This is a genomic window from Croceibacter atlanticus HTCC2559, assembly GCF_000196315.1.
GTDB classification, from domain to species: Bacteria; Bacteroidota; Bacteroidia; order Flavobacteriales; family Flavobacteriaceae; genus Croceibacter; species Croceibacter atlanticus.
This window is the reverse complement of record NC_014230.1, coordinates 1610788-1629644: the sequence shown is the minus strand read 5'-3', so window position 1 is coordinate 1629644 and position 18857 is coordinate 1610788. Positions and strand designations below refer to the sequence as shown.

The 18857-nt window shown below is 31.0% G+C and carries 18 protein-coding genes; 1 reads left to right on the top strand and 17 read right to left on the bottom strand.

The features are described 5' to 3' along the window. Complete coding sequence (locus tag CA2559_RS07330) at window positions 1–672, top strand: hypothetical protein (RefSeq protein WP_041240948.1); 672 nt, start codon at window positions 1–3, stop codon at window positions 670–672. On the opposite strand, the gene CA2559_RS07325 is transcribed toward CA2559_RS07330, so the two are convergent. The 17 genes from CA2559_RS07325 to CA2559_RS07240 form a co-directional block, all read right to left on the bottom strand. Next, on the bottom strand, window positions 661–1677 hold the full coding sequence (locus tag CA2559_RS07325) for a glycosyltransferase (RefSeq protein WP_013187225.1): 1017 nt from the start codon (window positions 1675–1677) through the stop codon (window positions 661–663). The genes CA2559_RS07330 and CA2559_RS07325 overlap by 12 nt on opposite strands. Before the next feature lie 894 nt (window positions 1678–2571). After that, a complete protein-coding gene (locus CA2559_RS07315) occupies window positions 2572–3882 on the bottom strand; it encodes a hypothetical protein (RefSeq protein ID WP_041240946.1) in 1311 nt (436 codons plus the stop codon). A gap of 95 nt (window positions 3883–3977) precedes the next feature. Then, window positions 3978–4982 (bottom strand): glycosyltransferase family 2 protein, encoded by a 1005-nt coding sequence (locus CA2559_RS07310; protein WP_013187222.1) that lies wholly within the window; start codon window positions 4980–4982, stop codon window positions 3978–3980. A 5-nt stretch (window positions 4983–4987) separates the two neighbouring features. Continuing rightward, window positions 4988–6523, bottom strand: coding sequence for a glycosyltransferase family 2 protein (locus tag CA2559_RS07305; protein ID WP_013187221.1), 1536 nt, complete (start codon window positions 6521–6523; stop codon window positions 4988–4990). Further along, window positions 6520–7653 carry a glycosyltransferase family 4 protein gene (locus tag CA2559_RS07300; protein WP_013187220.1) on the bottom strand — a complete coding sequence of 378 codons (1134 nt, stop codon included), beginning with the start codon at window positions 7651–7653 and terminating at the stop codon, window positions 6520–6522. The genes CA2559_RS07305 and CA2559_RS07300 overlap by 4 nt, the downstream gene beginning before the upstream one ends. Before the next feature lie 9 nt (window positions 7654–7662). Beyond that, a complete protein-coding gene (locus CA2559_RS07295; protein ID WP_013187219.1) occupies window positions 7663–9051 on the bottom strand; it encodes a glycosyltransferase family protein in 1389 nt (462 codons plus the stop codon). A 10-nt stretch (window positions 9052–9061) separates the two neighbouring features. Continuing rightward, window positions 9062–9937: an N-acetylneuraminate synthase family protein gene (locus CA2559_RS07290; protein ID WP_013187218.1), complete on the bottom strand. Its 876-nt coding sequence runs from the start codon at window positions 9935–9937 to the stop codon at window positions 9062–9064. 45 nt (window positions 9938–9982) lie between these two features. After that, a complete protein-coding gene (locus CA2559_RS07285; protein ID WP_013187217.1) occupies window positions 9983–10666 on the bottom strand; it encodes an acylneuraminate cytidylyltransferase family protein in 684 nt (227 codons plus the stop codon). Then, window positions 10663–11742, bottom strand: coding sequence for a galactosyltransferase-related protein (locus tag CA2559_RS07280; protein WP_013187216.1), 1080 nt, complete (start codon window positions 11740–11742; stop codon window positions 10663–10665). Before CA2559_RS07280 ends, CA2559_RS07285 begins: the two co-directional genes overlap by 4 nt. Window positions 11743–11799: 57 nt before the next feature. Continuing rightward, window positions 11800–12582 (bottom strand): glycosyltransferase, encoded by a 783-nt coding sequence (locus CA2559_RS07275; RefSeq protein WP_013187215.1) that lies wholly within the window; start codon window positions 12580–12582, stop codon window positions 11800–11802. A gap of 3 nt (window positions 12583–12585) precedes the next feature. Then, window positions 12586–13602, bottom strand: coding sequence for a glycosyltransferase family A protein (locus CA2559_RS07270; protein WP_013187214.1), 1017 nt, complete (start codon window positions 13600–13602; stop codon window positions 12586–12588). Beyond that, complete coding sequence (locus CA2559_RS07265) at window positions 13603–14433, bottom strand: glycosyltransferase family 2 protein (RefSeq protein ID WP_049787198.1); 831 nt, start codon at window positions 14431–14433, stop codon at window positions 13603–13605. It abuts the gene before it with no gap. 8 nt (window positions 14434–14441) lie between these two features. Next, on the bottom strand, window positions 14442–15332 hold the full coding sequence (locus CA2559_RS07260; RefSeq protein ID WP_013187212.1) for a glycosyltransferase family 2 protein: 891 nt from the start codon (window positions 15330–15332) through the stop codon (window positions 14442–14444). Window positions 15333–15334: 2 nt separating this feature from the next. Beyond that, a complete protein-coding gene (locus CA2559_RS07255) occupies window positions 15335–16390 on the bottom strand; it encodes a glycosyltransferase family protein (protein ID WP_013187211.1) in 1056 nt (351 codons plus the stop codon). Window positions 16391–16402: 12 nt separating this feature from the next. After that, window positions 16403–17152, bottom strand: a complete 750-nt coding sequence (locus CA2559_RS07250; RefSeq protein WP_202944740.1) for a polysaccharide pyruvyl transferase family protein — start codon at window positions 17150–17152, stop codon at window positions 16403–16405. A gap of 83 nt (window positions 17153–17235) precedes the next feature. Further along, window positions 17236–18102: a hypothetical protein gene (locus CA2559_RS07245; RefSeq protein ID WP_013187209.1), complete on the bottom strand. Its 867-nt coding sequence runs from the start codon at window positions 18100–18102 to the stop codon at window positions 17236–17238. Then, window positions 18099–18854, bottom strand: coding sequence for a hypothetical protein (locus CA2559_RS07240; protein ID WP_013187208.1), 756 nt, complete (start codon window positions 18852–18854; stop codon window positions 18099–18101). The genes CA2559_RS07245 and CA2559_RS07240 overlap by 4 nt, the downstream gene beginning before the upstream one ends. Between the last annotated feature and the right edge of the window lie 3 nt (window positions 18855–18857).

Here is an 18857-nt window from a genome sequence, read left to right as displayed (position 1 = left end):
ATGAGAATAGGAATTATAACTCTTATAATTTGTCTTGTTTCTCAAGAAACTTTTGCTCAAGATTTTTTTGAAGGACAAATAGATTACAAGAATACCTTTATCTCATTACACGATAATATCGATACAGCGATGCTAGCCAAAGAGCTTGGTGATTCTTGTACTGCATACATTAAACCAGATAAGTATGCATTAATATATAATGCAAAAGGCTCTTCGGGATGGATGAAGGTTATAGTAAACCTTAATGAAGGCTTTTCTTATACAGAATATCAAAATAATGATACCATCACTAAGGAAGACATATCTGTAGTTAAAGAAAAATTATTGATTTTCGAAAGAGACTTAGAGCCTAAAAAAGATATTTTAGGTGAAGAGTGCTCATCTATCACGATGAGTTATGAACCTTTTAATTCAGAAGAATTTTATACATCAATTACTGGCACTTACCATTATAACCCGAAGTATTCTCTTGATACTGAACTTTACAAAAATAACAAAAGTGGTTTTTGGAATTTGTATGTAAACGAAGCTAAAGCCATTAGTTTAAGAAATGAGATTGAGTTTTCTCCTTATTTCAAATCAATTCAAGAAGCTGTTTCTATAGTACAACAACCAATTGATGAGTCTCACTTTATTGTAAATACAGATAAAACAATTACGTTAAAAGAGTAATTTTTTTATTTCTAATTCAAGTTTATCTAAAGTATACGTTCTAGACCAAGCAGATGCTAAATGGGACATATTTTTTAAATGCTTGGTATTTTCAACAATTGATTCTAGCTTAAAGTTAGAATCAATTATGAAACCACGTTTACCATAATCTAACATCCAAGGCACACAAGATACTGGTGTCGTAATAGGTATACAACCCCAAAACATGGCTTCTGCCACAACTTTTGGCCAACCTTCAGATTTACTTGGTAGTATTAAAAAATGTGATGTATTATAGGCACTTTTTATAACTTCTGCTGATTGATTACCTTTTAATATTATGTAATCAGAAAGATGTTTTAGCTTAATATACTTTACAAGAGAATCTCTTTGGTCGCCTTCACCATAAATTTCTAAACTCGCTTCTCTTCCACTTTTTACAAGATCCTCAACAAGTTGAATTGCTCTTAAAGGTTGTTTTCCTTTAGAAAGTGTTCCTACAAACACAAAGTTTAGAATATTAGAATAGTCTCGTTCCTTAATAGGTTCTTTTTCAATCTCGAAATATGTGGCTGTAAAAAATGTCTTTATATTTTTAGTTTGTTTTGGCCATTCGCCATATACCAATACGCTACAGTTTTTTGTTAACGTTGTATTAGACAGTATACGTTTCTGCAGTTTATAGCTCCAAGGCTGTTTTGCATTAGGATTCCAATTTCCCGCATACTTTACAGTTTTAGCTGTATTTGGAAACAAAATTTGTACAAGACACCCTAATAATCCCATATTACCTGGACAACGCAAATGAATATGATCTGCTTGTTTCATTGCTTTATAAATCCTATAAAGAATTTCAGGTAAAACAAAAAGCGTTTTAATACATGACAAAATACCTAACAGCGAAAATGAATCGACTTCTGTTAACTTAATATCATCATGCCTATAGGCTTTAAATATTGAAGAATTATTTTGGGTTTTAGGTGCTACTATTTCAACCTCATCAACATGTTTTAACCATAAATTCATTTCCCGAACATAAGGCGCATAAGCAAATACCTCATTGTTTGAGAGATGGTGTTTTGTATGTGTGATGATGCAGAATTTCAAGATAAAATATTAAAGTTGCAGTTGATATGGAGAGGAACCATGATGTGAAATTAAAATTTTAACAAACTTAGTGATTAAGAGTTTGTAGTGAAGTTAGAAATACTCAAAAAAATACTATTCGCTTTTGAATAGATCTGGTATCTAAAAACCCACTTGCAGATATCATAATCTCAAGAAGTTTACAGCACATATTTTATATACATTAGATATACTTAAGCTATACTTAAGACCCTACTAAGCTATTGAAATAAATACAAGTTATATTTTAGTATTTTACACAAGCATCGCAGGCTATATATAAGACTCCATTTAACCTAACAACGTATGCTGCATTTACAATTTTGCATTTCAGATTTCTTATTTAAGATGTAGGTTAAAACATAGGAAAATGAAAATTAACGATTGAAAATTAAAATTACATTGATTGAACTTGGCGTGACTGTCTTATAAAGAGCTATGCTAATTCAGGCTTAATGAGCTGAATTTTAATTTTATTTCGGTTTAACAAACAATAATTGCCACCAAGCAACTATTCGACCTAAGCTTTCTGTAAGCCCTTTTTTACTTTCATTTGTCGTAAAAACATTGGTTAATCTAATCATTGTTAATAACCAAGCAATGGCGTGCCATTTCAATTTAGCGTTTAAACTTGGTTTTAGCCAGCGTACTCGCCACATGTATCATCCATTTTTTACTACTTTTTTTCATTTTATCCTTAAAGTAGATTAGGACCGTATTCCAAATCATTAAAATCCTCTAACACTTTTAATATTTATAATCAGTGAGGGATAGAAATTATAATTTAAAAAGCTATTATTTTAATTTGACAAGACTCCCATTATCATCTACTATATAAATTTTCTTTTCAGGGTATTTCATTATCAAATCTTCCTTCATTTTTTCATTATAATTATAAAGGCTTCTATTGAACAACAGTAAATCCGGTCTAATATAGCTTAAATGTTTTGGTGGGTTTATAATCACATCACCCACAGAAACATCTTTAAATTGGGATTTTACATTTTCAATTGTATTTGAATAAGTGTTTGAATTTTTCATTTTTGATTTAAAGAGTAAATAACCGTTATAAGAAATTGATACTATAACAATTGTATATGTCAGTTTAAAAAAGTTCAATTTCGATGTTTTTCTAAGAATGATGGAAAAGAAGTAGACCAATACTAGAAAACTACCTGAATATAAAAACCGAAAATTATACTCTTTAAAATTCGTAATCGCACCTAAAACAATTATGAATATCAAATAAAAAACACCCGATTGGCCATAAAACTTAAGAGAACCTGCGCTTTCTGATTTATCAGTTTTTTCGTCTACAAACTTAAAGTTCAAAACCCAAACCGAAGATATGATTACAATACCTTGAATGGCTAGAGCTTTCCAAGAAAATCCAGGATAAATTAATACCAATTCTCCTAATAGAGATTTAACGATATTTCCTGTTTTAACATTAAAAACAAAAGGTCTTGAGCCACCTGTTAGTGTCCCTGTTACGTTAAAATTGATATAAAGGTAAATAGCGTAAAATACACTTGACAGAAAAAGAACCGTTACCAAAAAACCTATACCCCTATAGTTTCTTTTAAAAAATTTGTAGAAAATTAACACACTTAAATAGAAAAACACAAATATTCCTGCGTATCTAACCATTGGGATGCTAAGCGTAATAGTAAATACAATAAAGTAATGATACCATTTTATATCCTTTTCAAAGTATAACAATCTTTCTAAAATAAATACAAGTGAAAAGAACAAAAACGTATATAAACCTTCTGAGAGAGTTGCACTAAGCAAGTAAATACTTCCTGCAAATAATAATAATGGATAATAAAATTTAGAGTCATTACGAAACCTTGAATTTAGAAGTAATACAAATCCAATAGCAATTAAAATATTTAGAACCTTGGAAGCTAAAAATGACGAAATACCCAAGATCGATATAGCTGCAATAGCTAAAGAATAGCCTATAGGCCATCTAACAAATAATTTGTGCTCATCCCCTATTCTAATATTATTAGTGACATAAAAATCACCGTTGTGTTTTAAATTTTCTACTAGGGTAAGGTATTCAGTAGAGTCAGGTGTTAAATATCCATCATGATGCAAAAAAGAATTTAAGAGGACGACACAAATAATTACAGCAACTACAATTACTGATAATATGAACGATGATTTATATAAATACTTAAACATTAATTTAACTATAGTTTAAATTTTAGCTTCTTAAACAACAACTGCCACCAAGCAACTATACGTCCTAAACTTTCAGTCAAGGCTTTTTTCTTGTCTTTAGTTGTAATTACATTGGATAAACGTACTAAAGTAAGCAGCCAAACTATGGCATGCCATTTCAATCTAGCTTTTAAACTTGGTTTTGGCCAACGTACTCGCCATACATACCATCCATTCTTTACTACCATTTTTCCATACTTAAATTGGTTTGGTCGACCTGATGCCTCATGATAGTGTTTACATTGAGCTGCTGTATTGACATATAGTTTTCCTATACTTGATAAGCGCAAGGTATAATCTGCATCTTCATATAAACCATAGCCTTCAAAATATTCTGAAAATTTGTTTTGCTTTAGGATATCCGTTCTAAAGGAACAGGAATATCCCACTAACTGTTCTACAGGATAGGTTTTACCAGATGGTGGAAGGTATCCAATACTTCTGCCATGTGAAAATTCAGGTAAATGTGCTGGTGGACGATTTGCATCCAACATCAGTTTTTTACGAAGCCTAAACCGTAATCCCTCTTTCCGTTTATAGCCATCAAAATAATAATAATTTTCGCCCTGTCGAGCCTCATTTTCATTTATCAACTCCCAACTTATCTCATTGTTGGATATACCGCCTACACCTAGAGCTTGTGGATGACGTATGTAAGTTTTAAGTATTTCGCTAAAGTAATTATCCTCCAAAATAACATCATCATCGAGAAAACAAACCACTTTCGAATATTTATTAACTTTATTAATACCAATGTTTCGCTGTTTTGTCAAACCTCGATTTTTCTCAGAAACTTTAAAATACCTTAGATTTATAAATGAATTTGATTGTATTATTTTTTCAGTAGTATCACCTATAGATCCATCTATAATTATAATATCATTAGGATATAAGCTTTGCTCTCTAACAGATTTTAATAAGTTTAAAAGTGATTGCGGTCGTTGATAAGTACAGATAATTAGCGTGAAATTCATGAGTTCTATTTATCTAGATAATTAGCCCATTTTACGCTAGCATTCCATCGTTGTTTCATAACCCGAACATAACGAATTGGGTTTTTAATATTTTGTTTTTTGTAAAATTTTAAAAATAGAAGTGATTTGTAACCCTTTACCTGCTCTGGTGTTCTATGTTTTAACTGAAACAACATCACAGTTGGCGATGGTTTTGGTTTTATTTTATCATCATTCCAAAGAAACTTAACAGGTTGCCTAAAGCCTCCTATCGGTGCTTTTAAGTGTGTTAAACTCGTAAATGGATTATAAAGAACATCAACACCTCTATTTCTTAAATCATTTCCAAAGGCTGCGTCTTCTCCAAATCCATTTTCAAAAGATGTATCAAAGCCTACCTTTTTTGCTATATCAGATTCTACAATACTACAACCTGAGCCAAACGCATTCCATTGTATTAAATTTTTAATTTGTTCTGTCTCTCCTTCTTTTAAACAGCTAAAGGTCATGGCAGTATTACTATGTACATTTAAATCAATTAATGCCTTTTCTATAAAATTGGAAGCTATCCTAATGTCGTCATCAGCCATAAACACCCAACTTGATTTTACAAGTTGTAAAGCTATATTTCTTGCATTGCAAGCTCCTGTTTCGTGAATAAATTGATGAATAATTTTAAATTGCCAAGATTTTGTTTTAATATAATCTAGCTCAGTTGATGCATTTTCTTTTGGGTTTTGCTCAACAATAATTACTGTTTCAGGAAGAATAGTTTGATTTGAAAGATCTTTTAAGACGTCATATAAATATGATGCTCTACCTATCGTGGGAATGATTACGTCTAATTGTTGTTGTTGTTGTTGTTGTTGTTGTGCAAAAACTTCTTTTTTAACTTGTATAGTTGGTAATGAATTTTTTAAATGTAATCGCTTTTGAGTGCATACACTTTTAAGCATATATAATATCGGCCATTTGTTTTCAAATACAATTAAATTAAACAAGAGTAAAAATTGCCATTGTAATCTATAATGTTGCCTTACGAATTTAAATACAATGCTTGTGGTTGCCTGTTTAACATCTACAGTATTTAAAGTTTCTAATGGTAACCTATAACAGCACAATCCTTTGGGTTGCCCTAGTTTTGCGATGGAACATAGCATATAATCTAAGCCCATTTCTTCACTCACAGTATTCTTAAATTGTAGTAATTGTGAGCCTAACGCTCCACCCAATTGAGATGACATTTGCCAAGTTGGGTACTTAACGTTTGGGTTAACTTTTAAAAAAGAAGAGTTTTCAACATACCCAATACAAGCTGGAAAATAATTGGTGTTAGAGAAAGTTAATACTTCTCTTTGATGAGAAAATTGAGATTTAAGTACTTCACCATTAATTTGAGAAGACAACTTTGCTTCTACCCAAATGATATGTTCATTAGGAAATTTTTTAGCTAAAAAAAGTAAGGCTTCACAAGCATTTATAGTTTGCAATGAAATCTCTTGCTTTTTAGCATCATAGGCTCGTACTGCAACTAAACCAGATGTATGTTCTAAAATAATCATGATACAATGGTTTTATAATAATTTATGTTTTGAGCGGTTATTACCTCTAAACTAAAACTAGAATTTACATGAGCTCTTGCATTTTGTCCAAATGTATACCTTAAGTGTTTGTCATTTAAAAGCTGAAGTATATGATTTGCATAACAGTCATGATCTTTTGGGTTTGCCATAAAACCAGTCTTATTATGTATCATTAATTCTTTAGCCCAGCCAATATTTGAAGTTACTAATGCTTTTTCCATCGACATAGCCTCTAACCAAGTCATTGGCATAGCTTCAGCATAGCTAGGAAGAATAATAACGGAAGCCTGGTTTATAAGATCTTGCATTTCTGAATATGGTAAACTGCCTAACCAAGTAGAGTTGTCTCTAACCACATTAGTCATTAGATTCGTCATTAATCCCCAAGTCGATGTGTTAGTTTCATAATCGAGAACATCACTTCCCGCAAAGATAAATTGACAATCTGGGTAATCTTCAACCACTTTATTGAGGTATAAAGGTATTTCTAAAACACCTTTTTTCCGAATTAATGTACCAAAATATAAAATTGTCAATTTTGATTCAGCTATTGGTTTTGGGATAAATTTGGTCGAATCTATCGCGTTTGGAATTGTCTCTATTCGTTTCGACAAATTAAAAAGTCGTTTTGTAGTTTCCGCAGTAAATTTGCTTACCGACAATATGTAATCTGCACTTTTAAGAGCTTTCTTTTCTAAAAAGTAATTTTTAAATTTTTGTTTTCGTTTTTCTAAAGTACAAAAATAGGTGTCACTTCCATGACACTTAATTACTATTGGACATTTTAAATTCATAAAGGCTGAAATTCCTGTCCAATCAGGCACTTCAATTGCTGTAATGTGTTCTTTTACAATGTAGCTATTTATATAGTTTTGAAGATGCTTACGATAAAAATACCAGCTAAAAAATTTAAACTTTTTCTGCTTTATAAAATGTAGTGTAACACCGTTTTCTCTAATTACAACATTTTTGTCCTGTCCATATATAAAAATAGAAACTCTTGCATGTTTTACTAAACCTGCAGTGATATTTTTAATACTTGCACCTATGCCTGCAGATCTGGATGCTAGTTCGTGAGGGTACTCTGAAGTAAGAAAAGCAATGTGCATATGTATTGATTAGGTGAAATCTTTTAATGCTTCCCAAATACGCTCACTTGCCATATTACAAGGATGTTGATTTATAACTTTAAACCATTCTTTAGCTATTGGAGCTGGATTAACTGCACCATCTAATATTGATTTAATTCCTGTATAAATTTCAGCTTTATTTAGAGCCCAAACAACTGCATCTTTAGGCATCGTTCTAAAGTGCACATAATTATAGTTTTGACCTATATCACGCACTCCTTTTTTTAATTGTGGTTGTTCGTAATTTGGATAAATGCAAGGTTTATCATGTATTGCAAAATCGAATACCATACTCGAGCATATATTAACAACTAAATCACTATGATGACAGGTATTAACTAACAACTTAAAATCTTCTTTTGTTGGCATTACCATATTCCATTGGTTACCCATTGGTTCCCAAAGTGGATCTATAGCAATAATTTCATTTGAATAATTTTTCAAAACTTCATCATAACGCCCAGAAAAATCAACTGGAACTTTTCTAAATATGATACCCAGATTATAGCCTTCTGTATTAAGTTGCCTTACAGCTTTAGCAACGTCTTCTAGGTAAAATTGGTCTAATGGCGATGTTGTTTCATCGTCTCCCGAAAAACAGATATAACGCTTATCGCTATCTAAATTATGGTCACTAAAAAATTGATCTCGAGCTTGTAATAACTTGGTATCGTAATGAGGTTCAAATTGTGGTGTCCCAGTAATCGTAATTTGATTTGGATTGGTTTTTGGATAATACTTTAAAAGTTCATCTTTCATTAATTGCGACCAAACAATATAATGATCTGCTTCAATAGTACTCATACCCTTAGGAACATTATCCCAACTATACACCCAACACACAGTAGGAATACCTAAATCTTGAGCTGCCAGCATCGGGGCAATAGCTTGTGTAGAGCGTTGTGTCGTACAAAATACAAGATCTGGTTGATGCTCTACTAACTGTGCTTTACAATCTTTATATCGTTGTGTAGAGCGTTCTGCAGTGAACATCTCATCCATAAGGTTTTGCCATCCTTTAGGAGTTGCACGAGTCACTTCATGATATTTTACAAAAAGGCTCTTTAGTGTTGCCCTTAGAGTTTTAAAACTAAGCGGAAATCGATAGGTAGGATACACATTGTCGTTAAATCGTTTTTTAGACAATGCAAGCTCAACTCGTTTTCTAGCTCTATTAAGTGTTCCTGTTTTAGGATGTATGCTTCGGTTTTCAATAACCACTTCATCATAACCGAGTTTATCTTTTAATGGAAATATCGAATTATTCCAATACATTACTTCGAAACCTGAATCTTCACCAATTTCCTTGAAATTTGTGAACGCAAAATTTCGGAGCCCCACACCATCTGGAAATAAGACAAATATTTTCTTGCTCATATGTTGAGGTTTAATCCTTTCTATACTTCAGCTTATCGCGTTGTACCCTTTCAATAGGAAGAATATCTTGTGATTTATGCGTTAATGTTTTGTGCACCGCTTTAAGATCACGAGATAATTTTCTTAAACCCATAGGTTCTAAAGATGCAGCATGGTCTGTGCCTTTCCAAGTTCTGTCTAATGTATAATGACGCTCTATAATATGAGCTCCTAAGGTATACGCAGCAACATCAACTGCTATTCCTAAATGATGTCCAGAAAACCCAATATGCTTAATCCGTTTGCCATATTTTTCTTTTAAGGTTACGATATCTAAAAGACATACATCCTCAAAAGGTACAGGATATCCTGAAGTACAATTATAAAGTACTAAATCTTGTTGGCGTTTATGCTCTTCAAAAAAACTAACAATCTCTTCAATTTCATTGGCCGTTGTCATACCTGTTGAAATATGAATTTCTCCTTTATAGTTATCGCAAAGCCAGGCCAACATTTTGTAGTGATTATTACAAGCCGAAGGTATTTTTATAAACTGAGGATTTAAACTTGAAACCTCCTTTGCAGATGTAGTATCCCATACAGAACAAGAATAAACTATCTCCAAAGATTCGCAGTAGTCTTTTAACTCTTTATGTTGTTCTAGAGAAAATTCTAAAAATTCACGATGTGCACCATAAGTGTCGCCATAAGAATTAATAGGGTTTGGGTGCGGTGCGTTATATTGTTCTTTCGTAAGCAACTCTATATTGTGACGCTTTTGAAATTTAACAGCATCTGCATTACAAAATATTTTAGCAACCTTAATAAGCTCTTTAGCTGTTTCTAAATTACCTTTATGATTACAGCCTATTTCGGCAATTACAAAAGGGGCATTGTAGTTAGTCATTACATATTTGGTTAGGTTACAAATGTAAAGTTTTGAAATTTTAAGTTATAGTTTTACGTTACTGTTTTTAATTAATAATAACTGTTCAATAATTTTCCAATCTGTAATACTGTCTATCTCCATTAAAGATTCTTCTTTCATTTCTAATAATTCTATATTGCCACCCAATCTATTACTAAAACTCTTTAAAGTACTTTGCGTTGTACAGTATATAGCACCATTTTCAATTAACAGCCCATTAAAGTCTTGACGTCTTGGTCTGTTATAAATATCATAATTTTGAGGTGTACCATCTTCATTCCAAATAAAGCGGTGTGTTCTTACTACAGAAACCAAACTATCTATTTCTACATTTTCCATTTTTACTAATGCAGCATTAATATCTTTAGTAGTTGTTAGCGGTGAAGTTGCTTGTAATAAACAAATAATATCAAAATCATACTCTATTTGTTTAGCAAATTCTATCATAGCAAATTCAGTTGATGCAGTGTCTGATGCACTTTTTTGTGATCGTGGTAACGCCTTTACTTTTGTTGATGCATAATTTTGAGACACATCGTTAAATATTCCCTCATCATCTGTGAAAACAAAAACCTCATCTAAATTAGATTGTATAGCTTCATCTAAAACCCATTGATACAAGGGTTTTCCTGCCAAATCTTTTTTGTTTTTACCAGGTATTCCTTTCGATCCTTTTCGTAATGGTATGAAGCCTACGCTTTTTTTCATAGTGTTATGGTCAAATAAAGCTCTTGTAGCTTATCATTTACTTTATATGTATAAGGTTTATTGCGATAAAAACTTATAATGTGCAGTAAAACCATATCGTTCACTTCTTTCATTGTGAGGAAAACTTCGTTCTCTTTACCAAGATGTTTTTTGATTTTCTGTTTCAAACTTTTTTCTGAAGAATTGGAATAGAATCTAAATCTATAAATACCAGGTTCTAAATTGTGCAATTCTACATATAAAAAATGCTGAATGCGGTCTAAGGTATTTAATATTGATGTCATTTCTGTATCACAAGTTTCCAACTCTTGAAACTGAGATTTAGTCATTATATTTCCCCAAGTGCTTTTATTTACTATAGTCCTCTTTGAATCATTTGCATGGTTTAGGTGGCGATAATTTAGTCTAACTATATGCGACAATTGAAGCTCTTTTGTAAGTTTATCCTGTTCTTTTATTCGGTAAGATTCATGCCATTGGTGTAACATTAATATATCCTTATCATAAAATTGGACATCACAGCCACTATGTTTTAAACGCACATGCACATCTGTATCTTCACTTCCCCAAAAGTGGTAAAACTCATCGAAACCATGTATTTTTTTTAAGTTTTCGACTGGAAACATTGTAAGGCCAGTAGCTTCAGACGTGCTTTCAAATTTGATGTTGCAATGTTCAAACTCTTTGTCTCTTTGAGTTTCAACTTGATCTAAAAAACCGACTTTAAAATAAGTTGCCTTATTTGGTTTTTGAAGTTGATTAGCTATTTCCACAAAATCATTCCTAAATATCATATCTACATCTGCAACGAAGCAAAAGCCACCATCCAAACTTTTAATTGCGCTATTTAATGTTCGGGATTTATTCCAAGGTTGGTGCTGAGTATTATGGTAGACATATGTAACAAAATCATAAGTATTAACTAGATTCTCAACATCTTTAGCTAAAGTATGTTCTGTTCCTGAATCTACAAAGTATACCGTAAAACTTTTATTAGTTTGATTTTTTAAAGAATTTAATGAATTTTCTATTCTTTTTAATTCTCTATTTCGGTATGGGTATATAATATATAGCAATAATAGAAATTTTTGTGAGATTTAACTCCAATTTTATAGTTATGGAAACTTTATACTTTAAAGTTTTGTTGGTTTATTTATCAGAAAAATTACACGTCTAAAAAAACGTTTAAATAGATAATAAGCATCAAGGGAAAAATGGAAAAATAAATTAAAAACACCTTTTAACAAACCCCAAAAGACACCCTTCCAAGTTGGCGAAATACCCCATATTTGATAGTTACCCTTTAAGTCGTTTTTGAATCTGAAATATGTTTGTGCTTTAGTACGTTTTTTATCGTAGCAAAAAATGGCAGGAACTAACTCAATATCATATCCTTCTTTTAACACTCGTAAAGTCCATTCTTTATCTTCAAATGTGGGAACATCTTCATTAAAAGGGTGTTTTAACCAAACCTTCTTATTAAACGCCGATCCCGCAAATACTAGTCCCGATTTATTGGGATCCTCTTTTGCGCTAATACCATTAATAAAATTTTGATAGTCATTAGGATTATGAAGGCAACGTACTCCAGCTAGATTTTTGTTTTCTATAAATGCTGTTTTAATTAACTTGAAAAAATCGTGACTTACAGGATATGAATGTGCACTAAACAAAACGACAATATCATGGCTTGCAGATTGTGCAGCAATGTTAGCGCTACCACCATAACTAAAGTTTTTTATAGATATAAATTTTGCGCCATATTGTAGGGTGATTTTCTCACTATTGTCTGAGGATAAATTGTCCAAAACTATAATTTCATCAATATCATCGTCATAACGTGTCTTGAGGTTTTTTAATAAAAACTCCAATTCATGTTCTTGGTTTTTTGTCCGTATGACGACAGATATTTTCATGTGCTAAATAAAATTTTCAATTTTACTTGAAGGTAATCCTTTGTTTAAATACACTAATCGTTTGATCGATTTTTTATTCAATATCTTTTTAAAAATTATATTTTTCAGAAAATTAGATAAAGGTCTATATTTTAAAATATTGTCAGTTTTGAAACTATTAACTTTTTCGACTTCAATAGTTTTAAATTCAGTAATTATTGACTCATCAAGCTGATTGCCCATATGCCTAGCAAAAGTAGTTTCCGTTGCTAAACGGTAGCCATCATATAACTGAGGAAGCCTATCTAAATAGTAGCCTTCTGTTTCTCCACCTAAAGCATACTCTGCAAATTTAAATGTTTGTTTTTTAAAGATCTCAGTTCTGTAGGTCACGACTGCATGATTACAACCTACAACTGCTCTAATTTTATCTGAACCAATAGTCATTATCAAATCTTTCCACTTTTCATCAAGGCGACTCCATCCTATACTTTTTGCAAATTTGGTTAAACCCTCAGGATCTTTAACTTTTGTAAATTTTAATTTCTTAGAAAACAAGTTGTCAAATATAATATTAGATGTATAATGGTTTTGTGTCCTAAATACAGGTAAAGGACTTACTGCTGCAGCTTTGGGAAATGCTTGAAATATATTTGAGGTTTCATTTAGCCAACCATTTAAGAACAATATATCGGCATCGGTAATTGTAACGAAAGGTTCTCTTGTAAACTTAAGAACTCTTAAGATACTATTGATTTTTCCTATTTTTTGTTCTTCAATAATGAGTTGATCAATATCATTGTCTAGGCAAAAATTAAGCAATCTTGAATTTATCTCCTTGGATGATCCATTACTAACTATTGAAATTGCAGTATGTGGAGCTATCGTATTTAAAAGCGATGTTATACACATTGTAAAAATTTGCCAAGAATCTTTATAATAATCTTCTTCGTTAGGAATGTATAATGGTATGATAACACGATGGTTAAATCCTTTTAATGAGATAGATTGTTCCTTGGATATGTTTTCGCCTTTTCGCATCTAAAAACCTAACTTTTTTTTTGTCTTTTTTAAAAATGTGTAAATCTTAAAGACTAATGTATTTTTTATTTTATTGTTAAAAGCCAATAATTCTTCACGATGCTGAAAAGCAATTATTGGTCTTGGAAAATAAGCATCATAGAGAATCTTGTTTTTCTTATAAACTAAGTCATACATCTCAAAATAAAAATCAGGATCAGAATAAAATCTATTTGACAAGGAATTAGTTTTATGTTTTCTGTAATTAAAAAGAAGTTCTTGTATTTTTAATACTTCACTTTTCTCATCTAATAATCGTATCCAAAACTCCCAATCTTCTAAAGATGGGATTTCCTCGTCATAACCTCCAATTCTTTCCCAGTCTATTTTTTTAAAAGCAGAACAATGACTAAAACAATTACTATATAAAAGTCTTTTATAACTATATTCTGGTAAAACATATTCATCATGAGCGTAGCCAAACTTCTGTATTCGACTACTTACTAATTTTAAATTTGGATTTTCTTGAAATGCATAAACAATCTTGCTTAAATAGTCTTCGTGAATATTATCATCTGCATCTAAGGGTAAAATGTAAGTGCCTGAAGCTTTAGTTATGGCATAATTTCTAGCACTACTTACTCCACCATTTTTTTTATAATAATATTTAAATCGTTTATCATTTAAAGCCCATTGTTCTCCTATTTCTCTAGTATTATCTGTACTGCCATCATCTATAATAATACACTCCCAATCTTTAAAAGACTGGCTTAAAACAGAATTTAAAGCCTCTTCAAGAAAAGCACCCTTATTGTAACTAGGTGTAATTATAGAAATCATGGGTGTGTTCATTAGTCGTGTTAAAGAATTCTTTTCGTAAACCTATTATTTTTTAACTTGAATATTAATGGTTGCCTAAAGAAAATTAAATTTTTAAGAATTAATTTGGGATGCTTAATCACAATCATCCGAAACAAATTTTTTTTTGCACTTTTTATATATAAGCCATTATTTAAATCATAGGGCTTTAAATGTTTTTGAATAATCTTCCAACTTCTTATACGTTCTTCAAAAGCATTCAGAGTATGTAAACTACTTACTCTAGGTGCATCATGTATGCGATAATACACTTCACTATCAGGCACATATTTTATATAATTAGCTTTAAGTAATACTCTACAAAAAAACTCGCCATCTTGATTAGATTTTAAAGTTTCATCCCACATACCAGATTTAAAAACACAACTTTTTCTAACTAAGTATGCATGCGGTGGAACAAAGCTACCGGAATTACCTAAAGCTTCCAAAAATGAAATTCCTGTATTATAATTTTTATAATAAGGCTTAGGTATTTTCTTTGCACCCTCAATATCTTCTATTTTTTTAAAGTATCTATAACCTCCATAAGCAACATCAGAAGTATCTAATATAGCTTGCAACTGTAGTTTAATTTTATTGGGAGAAAGCAAATCATCTGAGTCTAGGAACTGTAGAAAATCACCATTACTTTTTTCAATTCCAATATTACGACAAGTGTTTGCGCTTTTCAATCTATGTTCTGGTCTTAAATAAAAATGTATTCTTTCATCTTTGGCTTGATAGGCTTTTAATATCTCTAAAGTGTTATCTGTACTACCATCATCTACTATTATACATTCCCAACTTTTATAGGTTTGATCTAAAATACTATTTAAGGTATCCCCTATTAAATGGGCACGGTTATAAGAAGGAATAATAATTGATATTAACAACACTACTGTTTTAAATTAACAAAAAGTTCATCCCATTTTTTTGCAACATTTTTAGGGTACATTGCTTCCAAATTTACTCCATAATTAGGTTCATTAACATTTAAAGCTTCTTTTAATGTGTTCACTAGTAAATTTATATTCTCAGGATTAAAACTATAGGCACCTGTCTTTTCCAAAATTTCTTTCATGTTCCCTATCGCTGGCCCTACAACCATCTTATTAAAAGTAAATCCTAAATAAATACTACCAGAATTAAGACTATCCAACCTCGGTATTAATACAACATCCGAAGCTGCAACACAATTAGATATAACCTTAGTATTTACAGGAGTCTCTAAAAACTTTATATCTTCTGAAGCTAATTTTTTCCGTAAATCAAAATTCGCACAATACTCATAAACCTTCTTAATTGGCGAAAGTAATTTTCTCAAGCCAATACGCGCGCTGAGATCAATTGGAAACTTATTTTTTAATAAGATATGACCTAAAAATAATTTGTCTTCAACATCTAGTTTATCAAATGCTTTTAGAATAAAATCTCTTTCAGCTTTTTTTCTGAGTTTTCCCGCAATATAAATCACTTTACTTTTTTCTGAAATCTCTAAATGCTTTCGTCCAATAGTTTTAGAGATTTTGGAAAATGAATTTAAATACAAAGGATGAGGAATAACCTCGTGTACTTTTTCTGGATACATTTTTTCGTACTTCATTTTACTATAGCTCCCAAAATGTATAAAGACATCGGCATAAGTCCAAACAAGTTTATAGAGCGTTTCAAAATTGGAGGTCATTCCATAATGTCTACGTTCATTATGAAAGCAATGTACAATTGGACAATTTTCTTGTTTTCTTGTTTTTAGAAAAGTAGTAAAAGTATCTAAATCTCTAATTGATGGTTCTTTCCAATTAAAGATTTTTTCTGGCCAATGTATGAGTATGGCATCATAATTTGTATTAATATCTTGAATCGTACCGTAAGTAAAGTGTGTTGAACTTTCTTTTTCTATTTCATCAAAAAAAGGGTTGGCGTCTCTAAAGCCTAATATTAGTACATTCATAACTTAGACTTATCAACTTAAAATATTCTTAGATCTCAACAATTCATTATCTGGAAAGTAAAAATCTTTCAGTCCTATCGAATAATCCAAAGTTGTAGACACATCTTTAGTGTAGGACAATTTTGAAATATGCGCAAGTGGTTCTGGCATTTCCATTCCTATTGACATAAAATAGTCCTGATACTTAAATATTGGCTCTTTCGTTTGAGGAGCTACAAAAATACAAGGTTTGCTTAACGCGTGGCTAAAAATAATGCCGTGCAAAGAAGATGCATAAACTACTGAAGCTTTTAAAATATGTTTTATAATAGTTTCTGGTTTGTTATCAATATTAACAACTTTAAGCCCTTTAGGATAGCTTTTATATTGCCATAAATCTCTGTAATGTGGTATGAAAATTGGACCATTTTCAGAAAATTTCTCCATATTTACATTATAAACCTCTTTAATAAGAAGCCCTGGATCATATTCAAATTTCAGGTTTGATAAATCTGTTCCATAATTTTCAAATAAACTTTTTGTTAAAGGACCTCGTACACCATAAACAGTTGCTTTTTCAATGATGTCTCTTTTTTTTGACATGTCATTTCCTTTCCAGCCAATACCGTTTATGATATCATCTTCAAGGAGAACGTTCATAATGGACCCAACCATTAAAAGCCTATTACCTTCCTTATTTAAATTTAGAGGATTGGTTTTGTAAATAAACTTTATAAGATCCTCATTAAAAATATCTCCAGCATTACCATGCTTAAAGATCATTTTTCTTGGTTTTAAAATCCGTTCAGCATAAAACCTTAGCTTTGGTACTTTTCGGGTATTCCAATAATAAGTTCTTAAAGGCATTATAGTTTATTTAAACATTTTATTTTCCATTGAATATCATTAACTCCGTATGATATAATCCATTTTTTCTTATACGATTGTAGGCCTGAAAAATATGTGCAAGATATTAAATTAGGATTGAGCTTTATTTTGTTTCCAAACAACGATACGATTGAATGCGCTAAAAATGATGACTGTTGTGTTAAGGTGAAATTGTTGGTGTTAAAATGAAAAACTTTTCCCAAATAAAGCCTTTTACCTCTTTTGTAGAATTTTTTATGCGCTATAAAAGCTAAACTATTCTTTTCCTTATTAGGAATAAAGGGACTCCCGATGGTATGGTTGGTTAAATCAGTTTCGTTGGAAAATATATTCTCAAACACTATACTATCCTCAGTTGTATTTTTGGCTTCTAAAACCGTTAGAGGGTTTAGGCTATACAAACATAATAACTTATCACCCTTTTTAAAGAAAGCCCAGTTCTTTTCAATTCTAGTTCGCTCATTATACACACAGTTTTTTACTTCTCTAATACCGAAGTTTTCGACTTTGCATAAGAAAATTTTGTTTGGCTCTTTTGCAGTATGACCTGTATTGAACGTGCAATACACACTTTCTTCTAAAAGGAATAGTTTAGGGTCTGCAACCTTAGTAATATCAGGTTCAAATTCTTCTGAAAGATTAATATCTTGTACTCTAGAAGCATCCCAGATAATTAGCTTAGCAGTAACCTTAGATTGTTTATCCTTTTTAAGTCGTATGGCTAAATAGTGGATATTATCGTGAACTATTAAACTTGGATTAAAGGATATACTGTACTTCTCTAATAATTCAAGTACAGTTTCTGGTAGCTTAAAGTCTCGCGCATATTTTAAGAATTTGATCATCGCCTCATCAATTTCTTAAGTATTCCTTTCAAAACATCTTTTGCAGTTGTTTTTTTCTGAGAAGCTATATTATAATTATTCAATAGTGTTGGTGGCGCTAATGAACTATCTCTATTAAGTAGTTTCTGTGATATCTTATAATTCTCCTTTTTTATTTCAGGTTTACCTGTAAAATGCAAAATAAATGGAGAATGTACATCAGCTTTTTCTAGGTTTTCAAATCTGCTATTGAAACTTTTATAATCGTGGTATTCAAAGCAATTTTTAAACTTTTCATGTGTTTCTGATACATAATACAAAGCATCTTGATCACCATTGCTAAAAAACCCGAATTCTGGTATCCACCATTTTTTAACTTGGCTTAAGTCGGTTTCTAATGCTTTCTTTAAAAATTCTTTTGAATCCTCATTACAAACCATCATAAACTGCCCAGAACTAAATGGTGTTTTCAGAGATTTGAAATCGGGGCTTTTACATATTGAAATTAAATGTCCATTTTTAGGTAAAAGTTCTCGAATATCAATATTAAAATCTATAAAAAAAGCATCATCATCTATCCAAAAAATAGCATCAAATATATCTATATATTCTAAAAGATATTGAAGCTTATTAAAATAAAGATTTTTATGTTTTGTAGGCCAATTGCAATGTATGTAAGTTAAATCATATCGGTCAGCATAAATCCTATGATTAACAACAGAGTCAAAACTTGTATTTGGGTAACGTCCAGATATTATGGCAAATTTTGACATCGC